A 15,589-nucleotide genomic window follows, 5' to 3' on the forward strand; every position below is an offset into this window, starting at 1 on the left:
CCTCATTTCGACGACGGGTTTCCAGCCTGCTTTTCGGCCAGCTTTTCAGCCTGCTGCTTGCGGCTGCGCACCAGCGCGGCGAACATCAGCAGCAGGATGAACATGCCGACCAGCAACGCCGGCACTGTCCACGACAACCATCGCTCCGACCAGGGCGCGCCTGCTTCATTGCCGGTATCGATACGGATCATGCCGGCCGGATCGCGGGTATCGATCTCTTTCAGGACGCCCGTGCCGTCCAGCACGGCCACGTCGGCTTGCGCCAGTTGCAGGCTCACCGGCACGATCGGTGCGCGTGCTCCGACGCTGCGCCAGATCACGCCGCGCGTGTTGCCGGCGTGAGCGACATCGAGTACCCCGACGCCTTGCTGGCTGACATCGTAGAGCGTCTCGTCGTCGTTGCCGGTGATGGCGAGGCGCGCGTCCGCGACCCGCACGTGCGACTTCTGGTCCGCGAGCGCCACGTCGAATGCCAGGAACGGTCCCGCCGGCGTGACTGCAGCATTGCCCGATGTCACCGTGAGCGTCGCGCGTTGCGGATCCACCCCGGTCGCGTCGGCAAGACGCGCCACGCGGGGAAGGGTGGTCGTGGAATCGGCGAGATACGCGCTCGGCACCAGCACGCTCGCGCTCGTCGCAAAGCGCGCGACCATGCCGGTGAAGTTGTCGTCGGCGTCGGCCTTCACGAGCGTGAGATGACTGGTCGGCAGGACCGCTGCCGGATACCCTTCGTCGCTCGCGCAACCGGAGTCGGACTGGCGCGTGAAGGTGACGCGCAGGAGGTTGCGCGAGCTGAGCGCGGTTCGCGGAATATGCGATGTCACCCGTTGGGCGCGGCCATTGGCATCGAGCAGTTTCGAGCCGATCAGCGTGTCGTTGAAGAACACCGACGCCACCACGCCCGAATTGTGGCCATTGGGCGAACCGGCGAGATCGAGCACCACGTCATCCGGCAGGCGTCCTGCGCCGGCGACCGCACCCAGGTCGAAATCCGCCGTCCACGATGCCTGGCGCAGCACGTTCACCGTGCGCGGCACGCCGCCGAGCGCCGCGAGCGGCACGACGTCATGGCGGCCGTTGGCTGCGCTGTCGATCTGATGCACGACCAGTTGATTCGATCCGTCCACGGCGCGCCAGACCTGCGCGAGCGCGCCGACCGAACGCGTGTCGCCGACCACGATCGCAGCCTGCCCGGCCACGTGCACGAGCCGCGCTTCGCCGGGCGCGAGCGGCGTGACAAGCGGGGCGACGACGCGCGCGCGCCAGTCATCGAAGGCGCTTGCAGCTTCCGGCGATACCACCGCCGCCTGCACGCGCAGCGCGTCGAGCGAGGCGTTCACGTTGGTGCGCCACGCATTGTCGGCGACGATGAGATCCGCCGGCAAAGCCGTCGGGGCCGAGATGGCCAAAAGCGCGCCGGCTTCGGCGGCGTTCGCCAGCCGGTGTTCGCCACCGGCCGCGAGTGCCGCGAACGCGGGCATGGCGCGCAACGCGGCCGGTACATCGGGCGTGCCGAGGTTCACGGTGTCGCCTACGGCGGGCCAGCCGCTTACCGACGGCTCGCGGCCATCGCGCTGCATGATCGCGGCGGCGCGCCAGGCGGTATCGTAGGCGGCGGTGCCGACCCGTTTCGACGATATGGCGATCGCCGGCGTCTGCGACAGCGCACTCCACGCGGTCCGCAGATCGCGGATGTCCCCGCTGTTGTAGCGATAGTTCAGGCGCGTGGCGGGCGCGAGCCGCAGCACGTTGCCGATTGCTGTCTGATCGGCGCACACGGCGTCGTTGATCACCGACGCATATTCGAACCCCACGCGCACGTATCCGTTGGCGCGCGGCGAGCCGTCCACGCCGATGGTCGCCGCCGCGTTGCCTTGCGGCTGCGTGAGTGCGCGCGCCAGGACCGGCGAGCCGTCGAGAGACACGAGCATGGTGGTGCGGCCGCCATCGCCGCGCAGATAGCTCGCATCGACTTGCAAGGCGGCGTCGGTGATCGGAACGCCGGCCGGCACCGGAAAGTAATATTCGCGGCGGCTGTCAGGCGCGCCGAGCGCCACCGTGTCGCGCACGCCAAGCCGTTTCAGCTCGACGGTGCGCGTGATGGGCGCGTGGCTGGCGGTATCGAAGGCGTCGGCGAAATCCGGGGCTTGTGACGAAGTCTGGGCTGCGGCTGCGTTCAATGACCCCGCAGCCAGGGCAATACACGGAAGCACGCGGACAAGGGTCGGCAGGTGCCATGAAAAACGTCGATTGTGACGATGATGCGATGGGTTGGCTCGGGTCACGGTCGGTAGCGCAATGAGTTTATTTTAAGTAACGACGACCCGATGCAGCGCGCGTGAATAAGGCGCGACGCTGCGATTGGATGCCGCAAGAAAGTGCAAGCCGGGCGTGATGGCGCGGTGAGTCAGCCGCCCGAGACCCGCCGTGTGCGTGCGAGCGTCGGCGCATCGATCACCGGCGTTGAAGCACCGAACTCCGTGAAATGGCGGCCTGCGAGGGCGGCCACGATTCGTTCGGACGCGCGGCCATCGCCATAGGGGTTGGCGAGGCGGGAAGGATTTCTTGCCGGGCGCTTGGTCAACGACGTCAATGACCCGAGTACCGCCGATACCGCCGATCCGATCGCCACGCGGCTCGTGCCGACCAGGCGCACCGTGCCGGCTTCGACTGCCTCCGGCCGCTCGGTGATATTGCGCATGACAAGCACCGGCTTGCCGAGCGCCGGCGCTTCTTCCTGCACGCCGCCCGAGTCGGTCAGCACGATCGCCGCTCGTTGCATCAGCCGCACGAACCCCAGGTAATCGAGCGGCTCGATCAAATGCACATTCGGCTCGCCTCGCAACATGGCCAGCACGGGTTCGCGGACATTCGGATTGAGGTGAACCGGATAGACGATCTGCACCGCGTCGCGTCGCGCGATGTCCTGCAGCGCGAGACAGATTTGATGAAAGCCATCGCCGAAATTTTCTCTCCGATGCCCCGTGACCAGCAGGATCGGCTTGCCATCGCTGGCAAACGGCAGGGCCGCGTCCAGACGCTTGCGCAGATGTGCGTCGGCATCGATGCGCGCGGCCGTCATCATGAGCGCGTCGATCACTGTGTTGCCCGTGACCACCACGCGGCCCTGCAGGTTCTCAGCTTCGAGATTCGCCTTCGCTCCCGCGGTCGGCGCGAACAACAGGTCGCAAACGATGTCCGCAACACGCCGGTTCATCTCTTCGGGCCAGGGTTGCGACAGATCACCCGTACGCAGGCCGGCTTCTACATGTGCAACCGGGATTCGCCGATGAAACGCCGCGATAGCAGCAAACGAAGCCGTAGTCGTGTCGCCGTGAACCAGCACACGATCGGGCTTGGCAATATCGAATACGCCGTTAAGCGAATCCAGCACGCGCGCTGCAAGTCCGTTGAGTGTCTGGTTTTCCCTCATCACGCTCAGGCGATGATCGGGCGTGATATCGAACTGGTCCAGGACCTGTTGCAGCATCGACTCGTGTTGCCCCGTCACGCACACGATGGATTCCAGGTCCGGGTCCGCTTCGATCCACTTCACCAGCGGCGCCATTTTGATGGCTTCGGGCCGGGTCCCGAAGATAGACAATACCTTTTTCAATGCCATTGATTTTCGGGTTGTCGTTTTCGTAATGGAAAGTCTAAGAGAAATGCGTTAATCAACTGAAGTTTCAGCTTAAATAATTCGTAAAACATGGTAATGAGTGTAATTGATAGTAACTGCAATGATCGACGAAAAATGGACATTCCTATTAGCGGCGGAAAATCGATAATTATTTCCTGACGATTTGATAACCGTATTGTATGACGGTTAAATCCGCATGTTGGAGCTGAGGGGAGCGTTGGAATGGGGGGCAGGGTAAATGGGGTGATGTCCGGCAGTTAATCGCGCATCGACGTCCGGAATTTATAAGAGTTCCAAAAAAAGCATTTAAAATAGTTGTTTTTATTCATATAAAAATCATGCGCGAGATTGCTGAGCGATTCAATAGTTTTATTTATAAGATTATTAACGAGCGCCAGCGAGCCGCAAAGACGACTGGTTCGGTAAATGCTTCTCGTGTCTTAAGGCATGGATACTCTAGCGCCTGTTTTTTTCACCCGGCTTCCGCTCAACCGGGAGCGATTTGCGGGCAATCCGTCGCATACCAGATATTGACCTGACGCTGTGCTGCCTGAAGATCAGCTGGGTAGTAAGGATCAAAAAACCACCCTGGGTGATAGCCCGCCTTCTCCAGGGCCGCAAGTTCACTCATGTTGCGCTCGTGGGTAACCGGTGCCTTGTTCCTGATCTCCGTCAAGGCACGGCATTCTGTGGGGCTAAGGTGCGTCCCCGTGCCTGCCTGCATGCCTCCTGTGGCACATGCAGCGAGCAACAGCGTTAATGCCGGGAGCAGCGGCCAGGCCTTGGTTGCGTTCGTCATTTTGCGTGTCTCTCCATTGATGCAAGGTCTACCGCGCATGGCTCATTCCTGGGCGCAGGCTTGGACGTCGAGCCGGCGCTTTTTCCATATCCCGGCCTTCGCCAGCCAGTGATGTTCGATATCGAACAATCGAAGCGGCGACAATGCTCCGGTAGACTTCAATTCCCCCGCCCTGTTGGGATCGTATGGATACCCAACTTTTCGTTATCTGCGGACTTACATTTGTAATTCACGTCATGCAACGCGGGCTTACGCCTTGTGCGCACAGCTGATGCTCGTGCCAGCCGCGCTGATTATCGTTCATGTAGCGGAGCTGATTTGAAGCCAACAGAGAGAGGAGCGATGACGTTCACAAGCATCCGCAGGGCAACCGCCACGGACGTGCCCACGCCTACGCAGATCCGGAACGACGCACACGAGAAAAAGGTCGCCCACTGCGACTATGCGTGGGGTAAGGAGGGAGACGGATTTAGCGAAACCTGGGTATTAGACAGCCTCTCTCGAAGAGACGTCTACGTCGTCGAGCAGGACGGCACGCCCGTTGGAACGTTCTCGCTCGACTGGAATGACGAAGCGCATTGGGGGCCGCAAGAGCCTGACGCCGGATATGTGCATGGGATCTGCGTCAGGAAGGGCTTCAATGGCCGCGGGCTTGGCAGCGTCGCAATAGACTGGTGCGCCGGCAAGGTGAGCGCCTTCAACCGCCGTTTTGTTCGGCTTGACTGCGACGTGGGAAATGCAAAGCTATGCGCCTACTACGAGTCGCTCGGTTTCAACCGGGTAGGGCTCAAGCCGACGCCGGACTCTGGCGCCAATATCTGGTCACTTTATGAAAAATCAGTCCTTCAGCTCTCGAGCCGACGACCATGAAGATCGAAGTCACCGACGCGGAATCGACTTTTTGAGGAGGCGCCTTGTTTCGGCCATTCGAGAGTCAGCCCATACAACTGACTGGACTGAGCTCCCCGCCGTTCAATGACGATCCCGCAAAACCCGCCGGCCTTTGGCGCCGCGAGCAAATTACTTGGTAACGATCGCCGCAGTCAGGCCCGCGTTGATTGCCGGGAGGAACAGATTCAGCACCCGGTTCGCACGGACGAGGCCGCTGTTATCGACATAGACAATGTCCTTCGACTCAAGCGGGAACTGGTTCGCAAGCAGCATGGAAACCGGCGAGCGAGCGTCCAGGCGATAAATCACCGGCGTTTCGCCTCCTGTCGAGCGCAGCACGAAAAGCTGCTTCGGATTCGACGTTTCCTGGTTCAACTGACCCGCTTGTGCAAGTGCTTCCGCAAGCGTGAGCGTGCCGTCGCGCAGCGGCGGTACAGGTGACGGCTTGTTGACTTCGCCCATCACATACACGGTGTTGTCTTCGCGCGCGTCCACATGAAGCATGTCGCCCGGCTGCAGCATGATGTCAGCGGGGTTCTTGCCCTGCTTCATCATCTGCGCGACGTTCACGGGGTAGGCCTTACCGTTACGCGTGATCGTCACGCGGCTCTGGTCGGCAGTCGGTGCGAAACCGCCGGCGCGATTCACCGCTTCGGTCAGTGTCATCGGAATGTCATTGACCGTCTGTGCACCCGGTGCACGCACATCACCATCCACATACACCTGCGATGACCGGAAGGACGCCACGCGAACCGTGACCTGCGGCTTTACGAACACCTTGCTCAGCTCGGTGTTGATCTCGCGCTGGACTTGCTGGGCAGTCTTGCCCGATGCGTGGATTGAACGGTCCACGTAGGGAAACTGCAGGTTGCCATCGCTATCCACCACGAAGCCGGCCGCAGCATCTGACGGCTTTGTGTTCTGTGCCGGCTGGCCGACTGCAGCCGCGAGTTCAGGGTGATCCCATACTGTGATCTGCAATACGTCGCCCGGTCCAAGCTTGTATCCGGTCGACTTGGCGAAGAGACCGAGCTGACTTGCCGTCTTGTCCACGTTTTTTTGGTCCGCGCGGATCTGGCGGATCAGCGTCAGGTCGATCTGTTTGATCGGAATCTGGATGTCGCTCGTCACGTCGCCGTTGTCGGCGCTCGTAACAGGCAATGCAGCCGGTTCGATCATGTGCTGCCCAGGCGCCAGCGAACATGCTGAAAGCATTGCAGCGATCGCGAGGGACAGGGCCGCACGCGCTCCAGGCATGACATGGCTGTTTCTGTTCGGCGCTGCGGTGTCCAATAATTCCCGGTTATTCATGTTGTCGTTCCCTTGCTTTTGTAAGCATTGGTGCAGTGCAAAACCCGCAGTTTAACAACGACACATCCGGCACGGTCCCACAGATTTGTTTTCAAACGTTACCGTTTCGCCGCTATCGCGCCTGTATTGCACTGGCGCGGGATCTACATTCGCGCTCTCTCAAGCCGAGGTCACGTCGGAATCAGTGGCTGTGCCGGTGATGAATGTCCGGGAAGTGGGGATGCTTGTGAGTGACGGGTCGATGCTGATGGGGATGAGAATGAGGTTTCGCTGGATCCCACTCGAAATCATGCGTGTGCTGATGATGCTCGTCGTGCCGATGCCGATGGTTATGCCCCAGGAATTCATGCGTATGGGGATGCTCATGCCGCTCGCGAATATGAAGCCACACGCCGAAAGCCATCAGCGTGGCGGCAATCCAGAAAAGAGTCGAAGGCAGTTCCGGCCAGAACGCGAGCGATAAAGCGACGCCGAAGATCGGTGCAACCGAGAAATATGCGCCCGTGCGAGCAGTACCGAGGTTGCGTAGCGCAACCACGAAAAGCACCAGACTTACGCCGTAGCCCGCAAAGCCGGTCAGCATCGCTGAGGCGGTGTCGAATAAGCCCGGGAGTCGCCCTCCAAGCAGGAACGCTAGACCCAGGTTGACCGACCCCGCCACCAGCCCTTTCAGGCAGGCGATCATCATTGCGTCGTTGGTCGCGACTTTGCGCGTCAGATTGTTGTCGATGGCCCAGCAAACGCAGGCCGCGACCACCAGCAACGCACCCAGGGACACGCCAGCTGAGGCCGGCTGCCAGGAAAGCGCGACGCCGCCCGCAACGATCGCGACCATCCCGAGAAAAACCTGCAGGTCCACGTTTTCCCGAAACAAGACCCAGGCCAATATTGCCGTGAACACGCCTTCGAGGTTAAGCAAGAGTGAACTGGCAGCGGCAGGTGTCGTGTTCAATCCGCACATCAGGAGCGCGGGCCCTGCAACGCCGCCCGCGGCAATTGCGCCGAACAGCCACGGCACCTCGGCCAGCCGGATGTGACTTTGATCCTTTTGCTCACGAGCGGTCCGGAATAGACGCTGGAAGACAATTCCAATCCCAAGTCCGATTTCGATACCGAGGTAAAAAAGACCCGCGACCATGAAAGGCGACAAAGCGCCAAGCAGCATCTTGGCCAGCGGCGTGGTCGCTCCGAACAGGGCGGCTGCCAGAAGCGCGGTGTACGCCGCGTTATGACGTGTCGACATTTTTCAGAGAAAGGAACGATCCGTCAAAGCTCAACTGCTCAAAACCGAAGCGCCTTTAGCAACATACGCCTGCAATAGATGATGGGCGATTGCAAACGGCTGGGGCGCTGACAGCTCGAGCGCATGAGTGCCCGCGAGCATTTCCGCAGCCTCCTTGCGTGAGAACCAGCGAGCGTCTTCGAGTTCATCCGTATCGACGACGATGATTGTGTCGCTCGCCTGCGCAAAGCAGCCGATCATCAGCGATGAAGGGAAGGGCCATGGCTGAGACGCGAAGTAGACAACGCCTTCACAGTTCACACCGGCTTCCTCCATGACTTCGCGGCGAACGGCGCTTTCCGCAGTCTCACCCGGTTCTACGAAGCCGGCGAGGGCTGAGTACATTCCAGGAGCAAACTGACGCTGACGTCCGAGCAGACACCGTTCGCCGTCGATCACCAGCATGATCACGACCGGATCGACTCGTGGAAAGTGGTGCGCGCTGCAAACATCGCAAATTCGTTGCCAGCCGGCCGCCGCGATGCGGCTTGCGGAGCCGCAGTTCGCGCAGAAGGAGTGGCGGCGATGCCAGTCGAGCATCGACTTCGCCTCGCCCAGTATGCCAAGTGTGCCGGGCGCAACGAGACCCTGCATTGCGATCGAGCGCAGGTCGATGCGGTCGTGGATCGGGTCTGCCGATGAATCCTCCGGTACGAGCGTGAAGCCGAGAGCGAAGCGTCCAGTTCCATCGCTTTCCTCCCCGAGGAAGACGCTTTGAATGGGTTCGCCGAAAGCCGTTGTTTCGCTCGCCAGGAACCACGGATCGCGTTCGCTGCCTTGCTTGAGCAAGGGGATGTCGCCATTGAAGACGAGAAAGCGGGAACCCGGGTCGTTGCGCAGACGTTCGATAAAGGCGTGGTCGTTCCGCTTGTCGGAGCGGCGGTCAAGGGGGTTGGTATCAAAGCCGATGGACGCGGGGATTGCAGTCATCACGATCGTTCAGGTAGGAGCGGGGAGGGTACGCAAGTATGGCACGGCCTTTGGTCACGCCGCTGCACCGGAATCCACGCGCGCCAGTCGAAGGAGCGTCTCGTCCGAGTTGACCGAGCTCGGTCTTTCGCTGCGGCAAATGATGCGCGGAGCGTGGCACTATTGCCGCTGGCAACTTCAGTCTTGAATCGAACCATGCATATACGTACAGCTTTGCTCACCGATGCAGAATCCATCAGTGCTGTTGCCGTTCAGACATTCGCGCTGGCTTGTCCGGAAGGAACTGCGCAGGTAGAACTTCAAAGGTATATCGACGAGAACCTGACGCGTTCATGTTTCGAATCGGCCTTGGCGGATGGCAACGTCGATATTCGTGTACTAGACGATGCCGGAACGATCATCGGGTTCAGTCTGGTCAATCACGCTCCTGGAACCTTGAACCTGCCATTGGCCGATGGCATTCCGGAGTTGACCCGGTGCTACGTGCTACCGGCGCATCACGGAACCGGATCTGCGCAAAGGCTGCTTTCTGCAACCGTTGCGAGCCTGCCTGGACGTGTCCGGTTGACGGTGAACGATCAGAATGCAAAGGCGATACGTTTCTACGCGCGAAACGGCTTTGCTACCATCGGCGACACGTCGTTCCAATGCGGTGACGATATACATCGGGATCTGGTGATGGTGCGCCCCGCCGTTTGACAGGCCGCGCGGATTTCAAATACGGGTTTTCACCGGCTCGAATCGCTGTCGATTTGCAGTTGCATCGCGCGTCGTGTGGATGAAAGCCTAATTAACATCTGGCTTCGAAGCCACCTCACTTGCAGCGCCAACGAGGAAATTGATGACCAAGATAAAAGTTGCCGGGTTTAGTGTCTCGCTTGATGGCTTTGCCGCAGGAACCGCTCAAAGCCTAGATCACCCTCTCGGTCTGCGAGGCGAAGAAATCTTCCAATGGTTTTTCCCGACGCAGACCTTTCGTCAGATGCTGGGCAAGGAAGGTGGTGAAACCGGCCTCGACGACACATTCGCCCGACGCGCAATGGAAGGTTTCGGTGCCTTCATTATCGGACGCAACATGTTCGGCCCGATTCGTGGGGAATGGCCGGACGATCAATGGAAAGGCTGGTGGGGTGACAATCCCCCGTATCACGCGCCAACCTTTGTGCTCACCCATCATCCGCGACCGTCGATTGAGATGCTGGGCGGCACGACATTTCATTTTGTTTCCGGCGGCATCGAGAAAGCGCTGGAGCAGGCGCGCGAGGCGGCGGGCGCGCACGACGTCAAGATTGGCGGCGGTGTCGAGACCGTGAAGCAATACATTCAAGCCGGCTATGTGGATGAGATTCACCTTGCCTTTGCTCCAGTTGCGCTTGGCCAGGGGGAATCGCTCTTTGGCGGTCTGGATCTTCGTACCCTGGGATATCGGACAGTCGAGCATGTAGCAACGGAGCGCGCCACGCACATCGTCCTGGCGAAGTAAGCTTGATGGGCAAGGCTGATTGTTCATTTTCGCACCGCGCTCGAAAGCTCGCGCATTCAAGGTTGCGATCAAAATCGGTCGAAGAAATAAATCCTGCATCCGCCAAACGTTGATTCGCTCCGCCGTTAGCGATAATCTTGAATCGTTCGAGATCGCCGCAAGCCAGACAACCGGGAGATAACCGTATCATGAAGCGAGCATGGGCTTTCTCTTGCATCCTCGCTCTGAGCGCTGTCATCAATGGATGCGGCAAAGACGGATCACGAAACACCACTCAGGAATCGGGCGCATCCGCAAGTCAGGCTTCGGCCCCGCTTGGGCAGGGTGCGAGCGACACGCTCGCTGCGTCGGCCGCACAGGGGCGGAGTGCGCCGGCCACCGTCGCCACGGCGCAGTTGCCGGCGGAAACAGCCGAAACGCTACGTCTGATCAAAGCGGGTGGCCCGTACCCTTTTTCCGAGGATGGTGTTCTGTTCCGCAATAGCGCATCGTTACTGCCGCAGCATCCGCGGGGCTATTACCACGCATACACGGTTCGCACGCCTGGCTCTGCGGACCGCGGGCAGCGCCGGATCGTATGTGGTGGATCGCGCCGGCAGATCGGCGACTGCTTCTACACCGACGATTACTACGTCAGTTTCAAACGCATCGCACCGTAACTGGATTTGCGGTCGGTGTTCGAACAGCAAGACATCTCTAGGACCCGGCTTTCATCCAGGCGTGACCGCTGATTTGGTGTGCCGTACAGGCGCTGCAATTCATTTCGCGGCTGCGGCTCGCCGCCGGCCGCGATGCGGGCACGACGCCGAGTTGCACACCGGTGCTCAAAGGCACGCGAGCGCTGTTACAAGGCCACTTCGCCGTCTTCCTCGCCGTCCCAGTAATGAAGACGCTTCGCCGTTACCTTGATCAGCACGACGCCGGGCGTGTTGAAACCTTCCTCGAACCAGCGGTCAATCTCCTTCGACCAATGCGCCTTGATTGCCGGCTTCTCGCGGATCAGCTCCGCGCGCCCTTCTATTGCAAGGAATACGCCGGGCTTGCCAAGCAAGTGTTTTGCGCCCGTGAAGGTCAGTCCAACAACGGGGTCGCGCTGGATGTCGGCGACTGTATGGGTTTCTTCCGAGGTGAAGAAATAACTGTCGCCATCGTATTCGACGTCGCCATTGTTGCTCATCGGACGACTTGAAATCTCGCCATTTGCGGAACGGGTCGAGAGCATGGCGAAATCGATTTTCGCCATTGTTTTTGATACGTCAGCCAGAGTCATGGCAGCCATGTTTGCTCCATCAAGGTCGGGTCAACCGTGTACGCAAGCGCTGTTCCTTACGTCCGTACGCGGCAATGAAGTCCGGACCGACAGCCGGAAAAGCCGTTGCCCAATCTCACGCCGGCGGCTTTCGTCAAGCCAGCAGACGCGAAGACTCCAATTGCTGGTAACCCGGCCTGACTTCGATCCTGCCCGTAACGGCCGTCTCCTTGAACATCAGCGTACCTCTTGCGCCTTATCGTTCGACGCGTCGAGTGCAAGAGAGACGCTTTCATGGTGTATGAGTGTTTTCCTTGAGAGAGCGAGCTGCCTGCGCTCTACGAATACTTGAACGGTCCAGGAAGCGATTACAAACGGCGCAGTCAGCAGTGGTATTCCGATCATCGAGCCGACCCAGGCAAACGCGCAAGTCAAACCCATCGCAGCAACCGCTGGTCCGGTACCAAGGCGATAAGTGGCCATTGCGGCAAGCGCCGAGTTTAAACCGCATGCGCCGCTGACCATTGCATATTCCGGCGCGCCGGCGATGGCGGATAAACAAAGCCCTAGCGTGCTGCCTATCAGCGCCCAGAAGGCCGCGGCTGGGCGGGTAAGCACCAGCCCGACGAGAATAATGCTGCCAGCAAGCAAGCCCGTGGCAAAGACAATCGGCGCAAGCCCGGCTACCACGTGAGACGTGAACGAGATGAAAAGTGCTGGCGCGTCGACGTGCGGTCCGTTGAAGAAAGCACCTGCTGCGCCGACGTTCCAGGCATCTGTTTCCGCCGGTCCGCCAGAGTGGATTATTGGAACAAACGGCAGCCACGCCCATGTGACGATGATTGCCGGGCCGGAATAAGTCGGTAAGTTGTGCACGTGCAGCGCACGAGTCATTGCCGCCGACAGTGCGCTCGCGGCGATAGCAGCCAGGATGGCGACAGCTCCGGAAAACGAATCGTTGTCGATGAAAGTGAACGCCGCCAACGCTGCCAGTGCTCCATTGAAACCGTGCAGATCGCTTCGGGATGCCGTTGAATTCAGGTCGGCAAAGATATGGCCGACGAGGTTTCCTGTACTCGCGCCGATCAGCAGCGCGCATCCAAGCCGCGGGCTGACGCTGAAGACAGCAATCAGGATGGCCACGCCCATTCCCGCATTTCGTTGCAGGAAAATCTGGCCGATGCTTCGCGCGAACAGCAGGGGTGACGCCCCCGGTGAGGGTAACGCCATGTTTTGTTCGTTTTGCATGGTGAGGATTGAAGCGTTAAACCATTGGCTGCCTTTCGGCGCGACGGACGTGCTTTTCTTCCCGGTTCAATGTGTATCCGGTCACCGCTTGCCTGGCCGCAGGAAAGATACAGGTACCGCGGCGAAAGTGTTCGGCCGAATCAAATAGTGGGTATTACGCGCGGATGGCAGTGGCATCCGCTTCGCCGCGGCCTCGCGAAAACAGTGGACGCGTTCTACGCACACTTCGAGCGGCATGCTGTTCGGGTCTGCCGGTTGACCGGGCATCCGTGTCGATGCCGTAAGAGCCCGGAGCAAACATAGGGATAAGGGCAACCTGCAGTGTCGCCATGTCCCTCTCATGTCCCTCTCGCGTCTGAAGAATGATGCAGGAAGAACTCGTGCCGTCTCAGCTTGGTGCAACTGCCCTTGGCAACGGATAATAGCGACCACGACATCGTCAGCGCTATTTTTAGGATTCCCCCATGGAAATTAAAGTCAACTTTCTCGATAAGCTGCGTCTCGAAGCAAAATTCGATGACTTCACGGTAGTAGCTGACCAGCCTATTCGCTATAAGGGCGACGGCTCGGCGCCTGGTCCCTTCGACTATTTCCTGGCCTCGTCGGCCCTGTGTGCAGCTTATTTCGTAAAGTTGTACTGCGTGACTCGCAATATTCCTACCGAAAATATCCGCCTGTCGCAAAATAATATTGTTGATCCGGAGAACCGGTACCAGCAGATTTTCAAGATTCAGGTCGAGCTGCCGGCGGACATCTCTGCGAAAGATCGCCAGGGCATTTTGCGCTCCATCGACCGATGTACCGTGAAGAAAGTGGTCCAGGCCGGACCCGAGTTTGTTATCGAAGAGGTCGAGAACCTGGATGCCGATGCCCAGGCGTTGCTGACGCTGAAGCCAGCGGCTGACGCCAGTACCTACATTGCGGGCAAGGATCTGCCGTTGGAGGAGACCATTGCCAATATGTCTGGCGTCCTGGCGGCCTTGGGCATCAAGATTGAAATCGCTTCGTGGCGCAATCTTGTTCCCAATGTGTGGTCACTGCATATCCGTGATGCGCACTCGCCGATGTGTTTTACCAATGGCAAGGGCTCAACCAAGGAAAGCGCGCTGGCGTCGGCGTTGGGGGAATATATCGAGCGGCTTAATTGCAACCATTTCTACGCCGGCGCGTTCTGGGGCGAAGACATTGCCGATGCGGCGTTTGTCCATTATCCGAACGAACGCTGGTTCAAGCCTGGCCGCAAGGATGCGCTGCCGGCTGAAGTCCTGGATGAGTACTGTCTGGAAATCTACAATCCCGACGGCGAGCTACGTGGCTCGCATCTGATCGACACCAACTCCGGCAATACACGGCGCGGTATCTGTTCGCTGCCGTTTGTGCGGCATTCGGACGGCAAGGTGGTGTATTTCCCGTCGAACCTGGTAGAAAATTTGTATGTCAGCAATGGCATGAGTGCCGGGAACACGCTGGCCGAAGCGCAGGTGCAATGTCTGTCGGAAATTTTCGAGCGGGCGGTAAAGCGCGAAATCCTGGAAGGTGAAGTCGCATTGCCTGACGTGCCGCAGGAGGTGCTGGCGAAATACCCCGGCATTCTGGCCGGCATTCAGGGCTTGGAAGAGCAGGGCTTTCCGGTGCTGGTGAAGGATGCGTCGCTGGGAGGGGTGTATCCGGTAATGTGCGTCACTTTGATGAACCCGCGGACGGGCGGTGTTTTCGCGTCCTTCGGCGCGCATCCAAGCCTGGAGGTTGCGCTGGAGCGTAGTCTGACGGAGTTGCTGCAGGGCCGCAGTTTTGAAGGCCTGAACGAACTACCACGACCCACTTTTGCCAGTGAAGCCGTGACTGAGCCGAATAACTTTGTCGAGCACTTCATCGATTCCAGTGGCATCGTGTCATGGCGCTTTTTCAGCGCCAAAGCGGATTTCGAGTTTGTCGAGTGGGATTTTTCCGGTTACGGTGAAAACTCCAATGCTGAGGAAGCCGCAGCGTTGTTCAGCATTCTCGAAGACATGGGCAAAGAGACGTATACGGCGGTGTATGACCAACTGGGCGCCGTAGCCTGCCGGATTTTGGTGCCCGGGTATTCGGAAATTTATCCAGTAGAGGATCTGGTCTGGGACAACACGAACAAGGGACTGTTGTTCCGCGCCGATGTCTTGAACTTGCATCGCCTGGACGATGCCGGCCTGGCAGCATTGCTTGACCGGTTGGAAAACAACGAGCTGGATGAGCACTCGGATATCGCCACTTTGATCGGTATCGAATTTGACGAGAATACGGACTGGGGACAGTTGACCGTTCTCGAGTTGAAGCTGCTGATTCATCTCGCCCTACAGCAATTCGAGGAGGCCCAGGAGCTGGTAGGTGCCTTCCTGCAGTACAACGACAACACGGTCGAGCGCGGATTGTTTTACCAGGCTTTGAACGTGGTGCTGGAGGTGCTGCTCGATGATGGCCTGGAACTGGACGACTACGTGGTCAACTTCCGTCGAATGTTTGGCAACGCCCGGATGGACGCTGTAATGGGATCGGTAGACGGCAGCGTGCGGTTCTACGGTTTAACGCCGACGAGTTTGAATCTTGAGGGTCTCGACAGGCACCACCGCCTGATCGACAGCTACAAGAAATTGCATAAGGCGCGCGCCAGTGCGGCGGCTTTGGCGCGTTAGGGTTTTGACAATCGACTGGGAATGGGGTGGGAGTACAGGGCGCCAGTCGGTGATTTACCAGCCGTTGCGCCTTACGGCAACCATCCC

Annotated in this window: 13 protein-coding genes; 5 read left to right on the top strand and 8 right to left on the bottom strand. The window is 59.4% G+C overall.

The genetic code is table 11. The annotated features are described in order from the left end of the window. Positions 1-2: 2 nt before the first annotated feature. The 3 genes from AX768_RS17560 to AX768_RS17570 form a co-directional block, all read right to left on the bottom strand. Complete coding sequence (locus tag AX768_RS17560) at positions 3-2,180, bottom strand: cellulose synthase (RefSeq protein WP_155524272.1); 2,178 nt, start codon at positions 2,178-2,180, stop codon at positions 3-5. Between the two features lie 227 nt (positions 2,181-2,407). Next, a complete protein-coding gene (gene wecB, locus AX768_RS17565) occupies positions 2,408-3,622 on the bottom strand; it encodes a non-hydrolyzing UDP-N-acetylglucosamine 2-epimerase (protein ID WP_062001403.1) in 1,215 nt (404 codons plus the stop codon). A 505-nt stretch (positions 3,623-4,127) separates the two neighbouring features. After that, complete coding sequence (locus AX768_RS17570; RefSeq protein ID WP_062001404.1) at positions 4,128-4,439, bottom strand: DUF4148 domain-containing protein; 312 nt, start codon at positions 4,437-4,439, stop codon at positions 4,128-4,130. A 342-nt stretch (positions 4,440-4,781) separates the two neighbouring features. On the opposite strand from AX768_RS17570, the gene AX768_RS17575 reads away from it, so the two are divergent. Then, on the top strand, positions 4,782-5,309 hold the full coding sequence (locus AX768_RS17575; protein WP_062001405.1) for a GNAT family N-acetyltransferase: 528 nt from the start codon (positions 4,782-4,784) through the stop codon (positions 5,307-5,309). Positions 5,310-5,459: 150 nt separating this feature from the next. Here AX768_RS17575 and AX768_RS17580 read toward each other — a convergent pair whose 3' ends face one another. The 3 genes from AX768_RS17580 to nudC all read right to left on the bottom strand — a co-directional run bounded on the left by AX768_RS17580 (position 5,460) and on the right by nudC (position 8,853). Beyond that, positions 5,460-6,641, bottom strand: a complete 1,182-nt coding sequence (locus tag AX768_RS17580; protein ID WP_082778915.1) for a polysaccharide biosynthesis/export family protein — start codon at positions 6,639-6,641, stop codon at positions 5,460-5,462. Between the two features lie 181 nt (positions 6,642-6,822). Next, complete coding sequence (locus AX768_RS17585) at positions 6,823-7,884, bottom strand: DMT family transporter (RefSeq protein ID WP_062001407.1); 1,062 nt, start codon at positions 7,882-7,884, stop codon at positions 6,823-6,825. A 30-nt stretch (positions 7,885-7,914) separates the two neighbouring features. Further along, positions 7,915-8,853, bottom strand: a complete 939-nt coding sequence (gene nudC, locus AX768_RS17590; protein WP_062001408.1) for an NAD(+) diphosphatase — start codon at positions 8,851-8,853, stop codon at positions 7,915-7,917. Between the two features lie 195 nt (positions 8,854-9,048). On the opposite strand from nudC, the gene AX768_RS17595 reads away from it, so the two are divergent. The 3 genes from AX768_RS17595 to AX768_RS17605 all read left to right on the top strand — a co-directional run bounded on the left by AX768_RS17595 (position 9,049) and on the right by AX768_RS17605 (position 10,995). Continuing rightward, on the top strand, positions 9,049-9,552 hold the full coding sequence (locus tag AX768_RS17595) for a GNAT family N-acetyltransferase (protein ID WP_062001409.1): 504 nt from the start codon (positions 9,049-9,051) through the stop codon (positions 9,550-9,552). A 142-nt stretch (positions 9,553-9,694) separates the two neighbouring features. Continuing rightward, positions 9,695-10,336, top strand: coding sequence for a dihydrofolate reductase family protein (locus AX768_RS17600; RefSeq protein ID WP_062001410.1), 642 nt, complete (start codon positions 9,695-9,697; stop codon positions 10,334-10,336). A 188-nt stretch (positions 10,337-10,524) separates the two neighbouring features. Beyond that, entirely contained in the window at positions 10,525-10,995 is a 471-nt protein-coding gene (locus tag AX768_RS17605) for a ribonuclease (RefSeq protein ID WP_062001411.1), read from the top strand. A 185-nt stretch (positions 10,996-11,180) separates the two neighbouring features. On the opposite strand, the gene AX768_RS17610 is transcribed toward AX768_RS17605, so the two are convergent. After that, positions 11,181-11,615 carry a pyridoxamine 5'-phosphate oxidase family protein gene (locus AX768_RS17610; RefSeq protein WP_062001412.1) on the bottom strand — a complete coding sequence of 145 codons (435 nt, stop codon included), beginning with the start codon at positions 11,613-11,615 and terminating at the stop codon, positions 11,181-11,183. A gap of 207 nt (positions 11,616-11,822) precedes the next feature. Then, positions 11,823-12,833 (bottom strand): urea transporter, encoded by a 1,011-nt coding sequence (locus tag AX768_RS17615; protein ID WP_062001413.1) that lies wholly within the window; start codon positions 12,831-12,833, stop codon positions 11,823-11,825. A 464-nt stretch (positions 12,834-13,297) separates the two neighbouring features. On the opposite strand from AX768_RS17615, the gene AX768_RS17620 reads away from it, so the two are divergent. Beyond that, positions 13,298-15,502, top strand: coding sequence for an OsmC domain/YcaO domain-containing protein (locus tag AX768_RS17620; RefSeq protein ID WP_062001414.1), 2,205 nt, complete (start codon positions 13,298-13,300; stop codon positions 15,500-15,502). Positions 15,503-15,589: the final 87 nt, after the last annotated feature.

The sequence above is a fragment of the Burkholderia sp. PAMC 28687 genome (assembly GCF_001577465.1).
In the GTDB taxonomy this organism is placed as follows: Bacteria; Pseudomonadota; Gammaproteobacteria; order Burkholderiales; family Burkholderiaceae; genus Caballeronia.